At 69.7% G+C, this 6,834-nt stretch carries 6 protein-coding genes and 1 tRNA gene; 3 read left to right on the top strand and 4 right to left on the bottom strand.

From position 1 onward, the window contains the following. Positions 1-117: 117 nt before the first annotated feature. Positions 118-1,449 (bottom strand): alpha/beta fold hydrolase, encoded by a 1,332-nt coding sequence (locus IM767_RS20440; RefSeq protein WP_109208748.1) that lies wholly within the window; start codon positions 1,447-1,449, stop codon positions 118-120. A gap of 248 nt (positions 1,450-1,697) precedes the next feature. Here IM767_RS20440 and IM767_RS20435 point away from each other — a divergent pair. Next, positions 1,698-1,781 (top strand) — tRNA-Leu (locus tag IM767_RS20435). Positions 1,782-1,925: 144 nt separating this feature from the next. Further along, a complete protein-coding gene (locus IM767_RS20430) occupies positions 1,926-2,531 on the top strand; it encodes an HD domain-containing protein (protein ID WP_109208749.1) in 606 nt (201 codons plus the stop codon). A 42-nt stretch (positions 2,532-2,573) separates the two neighbouring features. Here the strand turns inward: IM767_RS20430 and IM767_RS20425 are convergent, their stop codons facing one another. Both IM767_RS20425 and IM767_RS20420 read right to left on the bottom strand, forming a co-directional pair. Beyond that, positions 2,574-3,074: a GNAT family N-acetyltransferase gene (locus IM767_RS20425; protein WP_109208750.1), complete on the bottom strand. Its 501-nt coding sequence runs from the start codon at positions 3,072-3,074 to the stop codon at positions 2,574-2,576. A gap of 72 nt (positions 3,075-3,146) precedes the next feature. Continuing rightward, positions 3,147-3,779: a GntR family transcriptional regulator gene (locus IM767_RS20420; RefSeq protein WP_109208751.1), complete on the bottom strand. Its 633-nt coding sequence runs from the start codon at positions 3,777-3,779 to the stop codon at positions 3,147-3,149. 368 nt (positions 3,780-4,147) lie between these two features. Between IM767_RS20420 and IM767_RS20415 the strand changes: the two genes are divergently transcribed. Beyond that, positions 4,148-4,354: a cold-shock protein gene (locus IM767_RS20415; RefSeq protein ID WP_109208752.1), complete on the top strand. Its 207-nt coding sequence runs from the start codon at positions 4,148-4,150 to the stop codon at positions 4,352-4,354. A 203-nt stretch (positions 4,355-4,557) separates the two neighbouring features. On the opposite strand, the gene IM767_RS20410 is transcribed toward IM767_RS20415, so the two are convergent. Then, positions 4,558-6,663: a bifunctional lysylphosphatidylglycerol flippase/synthetase MprF gene (locus IM767_RS20410; protein WP_109208856.1), complete on the bottom strand. Its 2,106-nt coding sequence runs from the start codon at positions 6,661-6,663 to the stop codon at positions 4,558-4,560. Positions 6,664-6,834 lie beyond the last annotated feature (171 nt).

The following is a 6,834-nucleotide window of genomic DNA, read 5'->3' as shown; positions in this document are numbered from 1 at the left end:
CCGGGGCGGCCGCGCTCGCCGGGGCCGCCGCGCTCGCGGTGGCGAGGAGGCCGAACCCGGCCGTCAGTGCGGCCGCGCGGATGCGTGCGCGGCGGTCGGCCGTACGCTCGCGGGCGGTCATCGGTTGAACCGATCGGGGTGGTAGCCGAAGAACCGGGCGTCGCCGAGGTCGAGGGCCGTCGCCGTGCGGTTCAGCTGCACGGCGTTCGCGCTGCCCCATCGCCCCGTGTCGAGGCGGTCCAGCAGCAGCTCGGTCGCGGCGATGGTCTCGGCGGCCGTGAAGTTGCAGTGACCGGCCGACGCCACGTACGTCTGCCGCAGCAGCGAGGCGTTGCCCGCCTGAGTGACGCGCTCCTCATACTCCTGCTGCTGCGCGACCGTCGAGATCTGGTCGCCGACGTTGTTGAGGGTGACCGTGGGCACGCTGATGTGCCCCGTGAACTGGTACGACGCGGCGAATCGCTCCACCGCGGCGGGGTCGGCCTCGACGCGCTCGCCGGCGTTGACGGTCGCGAGGTCCTCGTCGAGCGAGAGTCCTGCGGCGTCGTAGAGCGCGGCGACGACCCGGCGCGACTCGGGCGAGGCCTTCCGAAGCTGCTCGACGTAGTCGATTCCGGTGTTCCACGACGGCATGCCGCCGAAGACGATGGTGCTCGTGTGACGGCTGCTCATCGCCTGGCCGATGTACGGGAGCGGGTCGCCCGCGAGGGCGCCGTACCACGCCGCCTGGTAGGCGTCGGCGTCGCGCGGGTCGGGATCGGCGATCGACTGCGACCAGGCTGGCAGCTGCCCGACGGCGGCGGCCAGGGCGATGCGCGCGCGTCCCTCGGGAGTCTGCTGCGCCTCGGCGAGCCGAGTGAGCCACGCGTTCCGCGCGCTCTCGATGTCGGCTGGCACGTCCTCGACCGGCAGGACGCCCGCGGGATCCAGCAGCCGCGACAGGACGAATACGGTGTCGAGCTTCTGGTTCCACTGCGACACGGTCCCCGACAGGCCGCCGCACGCGGCGAGCACGCCGTCGATGCGGTCGGGGTGCAGCTCTCCGGTGGCGGCGGCGATCATGCCGCCCATGGAGTTCCCCATCGCGATCGCGCGATCGGGCTCTCCTACGGCGGAGGTGAACGCATCGAGGGCCTCGATCTGGTTCTCGACGGCGGCGCCGAGGTTCCAGCCGGTCACATTCCTCGTGGTCCCCCCGTAGGCGTAGCCGCGTTCGATCAGCTCCCGCTGCGCAGCCGATGCCGAGCCGCCCGCGAAGTCGAGGTTGACGAAGACGGTGCCATTCCAGTCGGCGGGCACCACGAATCGGTAGGCCGTCGAGTCCGACAGGCGGCCCTCGACGATCGTGTCGGCATCGTCCGCTGCGACCGCGGGGCCCGCCGCGGCGGTGAGCGCCACCACCGCGGCGGCGGTGATCAGGGCGCGGGTCGTCCGGTGTCCATCAGGCATCTGCACTGCTCCTCATCCAACGTCGTTGTTGTGCGGACCCGTCGACGGGCCCGTGACGAAGCCTGCCGCTCCCGAAAGCGAATATCAACCAAATTGATAATCCGTTCCCACTCACCGGGAGTGTGAGACGGATGCCGGGCGCCAGGCGGCTGCCATCAGCCGGTCTTCCCGGACCCGGTTCGGAGTACGTGGCGACGCGTGATATTCTCGGGAAGTTGAGTTTCGCGGGATCTCGCATCCCGCGGCTCGCGCGAGTGGCGGAATAGGCAGACGCGCTGGCTTCAGGTGCCAGTGCCCGAAAGGGCGTGGGGGTTCAACTCCCCCCTCGCGCACAGCAGGACCCAGTTCGTGGATACGAACAGAGGTTCTGACTGAGTCGAAGAACGGAGCCGGTCGGAGAGAAATCTCCGGCCGGCTCCTTCGTTTCGGCCGCGGTGGCTCGGAGGGTCGGCCGCAGATTCCGAAGGAGCGCCCACATGCGACTGCAGCAGTTCTCCCTGCCCGACACCCGCGCCTGCCGCGGTGCTCGAGAGCTCGCGCAGCAACTCCATTCGCCATCGCTGCTCAACCACGTGATCCGGTCGTGGCTGTGGGCAGAGGCGTATGCAGTGGTGGAAGGACACCGCGATGTCGATCACGAGCTGCTCTATGCAGCGGCGCTTCTGCACGACATCGGGCTGACGCCGGCGTACGACAACCACACGCTGGGCTACGAAGAAGCCGGCGGGTTCGTGGGGGAGGCGTTGGCTGCAGGGGCGGGATGGCCCGCCGGCCGTCGTCGGCGGATCAACGACGTCATCGTTCGGCACAACTGGCCCGAGGTCGACCCTGCTTTCGACCTCGAGGGCTACCTCCTGGAGACCTCGACCGGCCTGGACATCTCCGGACGCCGCGCCGAGGAGATTCCGCTCGAGTTCCGGCGTGAGGTGCTTCAGAAGTATCCGCGCCTCGAACTCGCCGACGAGTTCGGCGAGCACGTGCAGCAGCAGTCCATGCGCAAGCCGCACAGCCATGCGCGCCGGCTGATCGACGGCGGTCTCATCCACAAGCTCGCCGACAACCCGCTGGAAGGCGAGATCTAGCTTCTCCGCCCGTTCAGCCTGCCGACGTGAGCCTGCGGCCGGTCAGCCCCCGCCGAGGCCGTCGAGGGCCGGCACCAGGGTGAAGACGATCTCCTCGATCTCGCGACCGACGCCGGGCGCGAAGTCGACGTTGCGCGACACCTCGGTGAAGCCGGCCTTCTCGAGCACGGCGATCGACGCGGCGTTGTGTGCCGCGACCCGGGCGAAGAGGGGACGTATCGGCTCGCGAGAGATCAGCAGGCGCAGTGCCGCGGTCGCGACGCCCCGGCCCCAGGCGTGCCGGGCGATCCAGTAGGTGACCTCACGGTCGCCGTCGATCGTGAAGGTCGCGGCGGTGCCGGCGAACCCGCCGTCCTCGGTGACGACGAACGACAGCACGTCGCCGGACGCGCGCTGGCGGGCGATCCAGGCGTCGAAGGCCGCACGGTCGTCGGGATCCTCCGCCGTGAACGCGGCCATCGCGATCGCCTCGCGGTCGCGCATCATCTCGAAGACGGCATCGAGGTCGTCGTCGTCGAGGGGCCGCAGTTCGATGTGGTGCACGGCTTCACGCTAGCCGGGGCAGGGAGGCGAGAGAAGCGGATCCCCCGGCGCGGACGCGAGCGAGGCGGCGCGTCAGGCGAGACCGTGGATGTCGCGGACCAGCTTCTCGGCGAGATCGCCGTCGCGCGCGGCGAAGGCCTGACGGAACTGCTCGTACGCGGCGGTGCGCCCGATCGGGCATTCGATGAACGGGCGCCAGCCCACCATGTCGCGGCGGATGGCGATCTCGTACTCGCGGATGAACTTCAGCAGTGCGAAGTTTCCACTGGCGCGCGTCACCACGGCGAAGAAGGCGTGACTGGCGGTCGCGAGGGCGGCGGCGTCGTCGGTGCGCGATGCGGCGATCACGTCGTCCAGGCGCTCGAGCGCGAGGGCGATGCCCTCCTCATCGGCGCGCTGGGACGCCATGCGCACCGCAAGACCCATGTTGTAGGCGACGAGCTCGATGGTGTCGTTCTGCTGATTCGGATACGACACGCGTGTGTAGCGGTGCGGCGACACTTCGACCAGGCCCGTGCGTTCCAGCCGCTGCAGCGCCTCGCGCACAGGGGTGCGTGAGACCCCGAGCCATTCCGCCAGCTCCTGATCGCGCAGCCGCGCGCCCGGTGCCAGCCGGCCGTCCAGGATCGCCTCACCCAGGCGTGCGTAGACCTCATCTCCGAGGACGGCACCGCGCGGTTCGAGGGGGACGAAGGGGGCAGTCATGTGTGGCACCAGTGTACGCCGGACGATTCACGCGAATACACCCTCTGATCCGGGCCTCGGGCGGGCGTTGCGGCACCGTCGTATCGGGGCGAAATCCTCGGCATCCGGCCTCGCCCTCTCGCTGATATATCGGTACTATTTCCCTGTCCACGTTTCGACGTGGCCTATCCGGGGGGATCCGTCGACGCCCGGGCTTCGAGCTCCGCTCAGCCCGGGCGGACGATGGGCACGCGTCCGCGGTCCCCGGCAACCCCTCGTGTGCAACGTTTGTGTCACCATCCGAAGTGGGTCTCGCCGCGCGCCCGTGTCTTCACTACGTTGGACTCAATCGCCGCAATCGCGACGAGATCAACGAAGAACGGCAAGTAATGAGCACGCAGGGCACCGTCAAGTGGTTCAACTCGGAGAAGGGCTTCGGCTTCATCGCTCCCGATGAGGGCGGCGCAGACGTCTTCGCGCACTACAGCGCCATCCAGTCGGGCGGCTACCGCTCCCTCGAGGAGAACCAGCGCGTCGAGTTCGAGATTGCGCAGGGACCCAAGGGCCTCCAGGCCGAGAACATCCGCCCGCTCTGAGTCGAGCGGACTGATCGCCTCGTGCGATCAGTGAGCCGCGGCATCCCTGATCATCCGATCGGCGGATGCCGCGGCTTCGCCATGCCCGCAACGCACACGCCCTGAACGCACAAGCCCCGAACGCACACGCCCTGAACGCACCCGCCCGGAACGCACCCGCCCGGAATGCACACGCCCTCCTCGCCAGGGGTGGTGGCGGCGGGTCAGTCCCGGTCGCCGCGCACCAGCTCGAGACCGGCGCCGGCGAACTGACGCAGCGTCGCGTCGGGGAGGAAGGCCCGCGTGAGCGCCCCGCCGATCCGGGTGAGGTCGCTCTCGTCGCGGAACAGCAGGTACATCGTCTCGTATCGCGGGTGGAACTTCTCCTTGAAGCGGTGCAGCGACCGGAAGCCGTAGACCGGCTCGAGCGCGTCGGCCAGCTTGTCGCTGAGCGCGGCGATCATGCCCGCATCGGGCGGATAGTCGTGGGCCAGGGGCGCGCCGGACAGCGACATGATCTCGGCGCCCTCCTCCGAGAACAGCTTCGCCGACGACCCGATGAGGAACTCCATCACGGGGGCGAAGCCGCCTTCGCGGCGCCGCATGAGGTCGAGGGTCCACCCGCGGACTCTCGATTCTCCGCTTCCGCCGTCCTCCCCGCTGCCCCCGGGGCCGTACACCGGCAGCCACGAGAGGAAGCCGTCGACGTCGCCGTTCGGCGCCAGGGCGAGAGCCAGCCGCACCTCGGGATCCTCCGCCTCGACGAGCGTGCCGAGGGTGAAGCCCATCTCGGGGAGTCCCTTGTCGCCGACCCACATCTCCGAGATCGCGCGCAGCTGCTGCTGCACGCCCCATGACTCGTCCTTCAGGCGCGTCATGCGGAAGGTCATGTCTTCGCGGCCGGCGCGGTTGAGCGAGGACCGCACCGAATTCCACCGCTTGCCCGTGAACTCGAGGCCCGGCAGGTCGACGATCGTGTCGTCGGCGACCACGAGACTGCGCCAGGTGCCCGGGACCGCGGCGCGCGTCGCCTCGTCGGCGCTGAAGAAGCAGGGGACGAGCCCCGCCTGCTCGGCGTCATGGATGAATTCCCGGACGGATGCCGCGCGAGAGCGCTGCGGACCCAGCGGGTCGGCCAGGGCCAGAGCCACGCCGGTGCGGCGCTGGTAGGCGACGATGCCGTCGGTCGTGCGGGCGTAGCTGTTGCCCTCCCATGTCGTCATCCACGAGAGGGTGCCGCCGCCGTCGGCGTGCAGCATCCGCTTGACGTCCTCGATGCCCGGCGCCGGCTGACGGCCGATGCGCGACTTCCGCCGTGCCCGGAACGCGCGGCGCACCCAGATCAGGTAGACGAGCATCAGGAGCCAGAGGAAACCGCTCGCGAGGGCGAGCTCGGTCTCGCCGTCGATCGTTCCTTCGACCTGCGCCTCACTGGCGATGATGATCGCGGCCAGCACGATGAAGCCGAACACCACGTTGATCGTGGCGAGGATCACGGCGACCACCCAGGTCCACCGGCGCCCGCGCCGCAGTCCGTTGGCGACGATCAGGATCACCACCGTGTCGATGGCGAAGTCGACGAAGCCACCCGATGCCGGTTCGGTGGGACCGAAAGGGCCGTCGGTGGGAACGAGGATCGTGATGATCTGGATCGCCCCGAGCACCAGAACCGCGATGAACGCGATCAGGCGCTGCTCGCGGATCGTGGTGCGCTGGATCCGGAGGGAGCGATCGACGAAGAGCACGAGCAGCACGGCCAGCAGGTGCTCCAGGTCGGCGAGCGTCCCCCAGAAGAGCATCGCGATGAACACGAAGCCGAGCAGGACGAGCCACGCGCGCACCCGCCACGGGCTTCGCAGCAAGCCGACCGCCGCCGCGATGCAGGCCATGGTGCCGCCGGAGGCGCCGACGTCGAGCGCCGCCGCCTGCTCCTGAGCCCACGCCCAGGGCAGCTGCGAGAACCCCCACAGCAGCAGCGCCGTGCCGAAGATCGCGAACAGCTGGCCGACCCAGTAATAGGCCAGCGCGACGCGCGAGCCGCGGCGGAATTCGAGGTACGCCATGCCGACGAAGCCCGCGATCGTGAAGAGGTAGACCCACGGCGCGTTGACGAAGAAGGTCCCGGTCACCGGCGTCCACCAGCGGCCCGCCTCGAACGCGGGCAGCCCGTATGCCACGACCTCGAAGAGGTCGGTGTCTTCGAAGGGCCGCCACAGCCCCTGCCACACGACGCCCACCGCGAGGATCAGCGTCACCATGGTCAGTGTCGCGGGAATGCGCCGAACCCCCGCGAGGACGCGGTTGGATCCCCGAGTCGCCCCGTCGCTCATGCCCTCAGAGTAGCGGCGCGTGCGCGGCACCACGGGCCGCGCCGATGCGCGATCGTCAGCCGGTGGGGGACCGGCGGGCGTGGTCGGCGAGGGCCTTGGCGTCCTCGGCGTCGCGCATCGCGCGGCGCGCGGCGTCCAGCGCCGCGACCGGATCCTGCGCCTGGCTGGTTT

It is taken from the genome of Microbacterium ureisolvens (assembly GCF_015278315.1).
Lineage (GTDB): Bacteria > Actinomycetota > Actinomycetes > Actinomycetales > Microbacteriaceae > Microbacterium > Microbacterium ureisolvens.
This window is presented reverse-complemented; position numbering and strand designations above follow the sequence as displayed.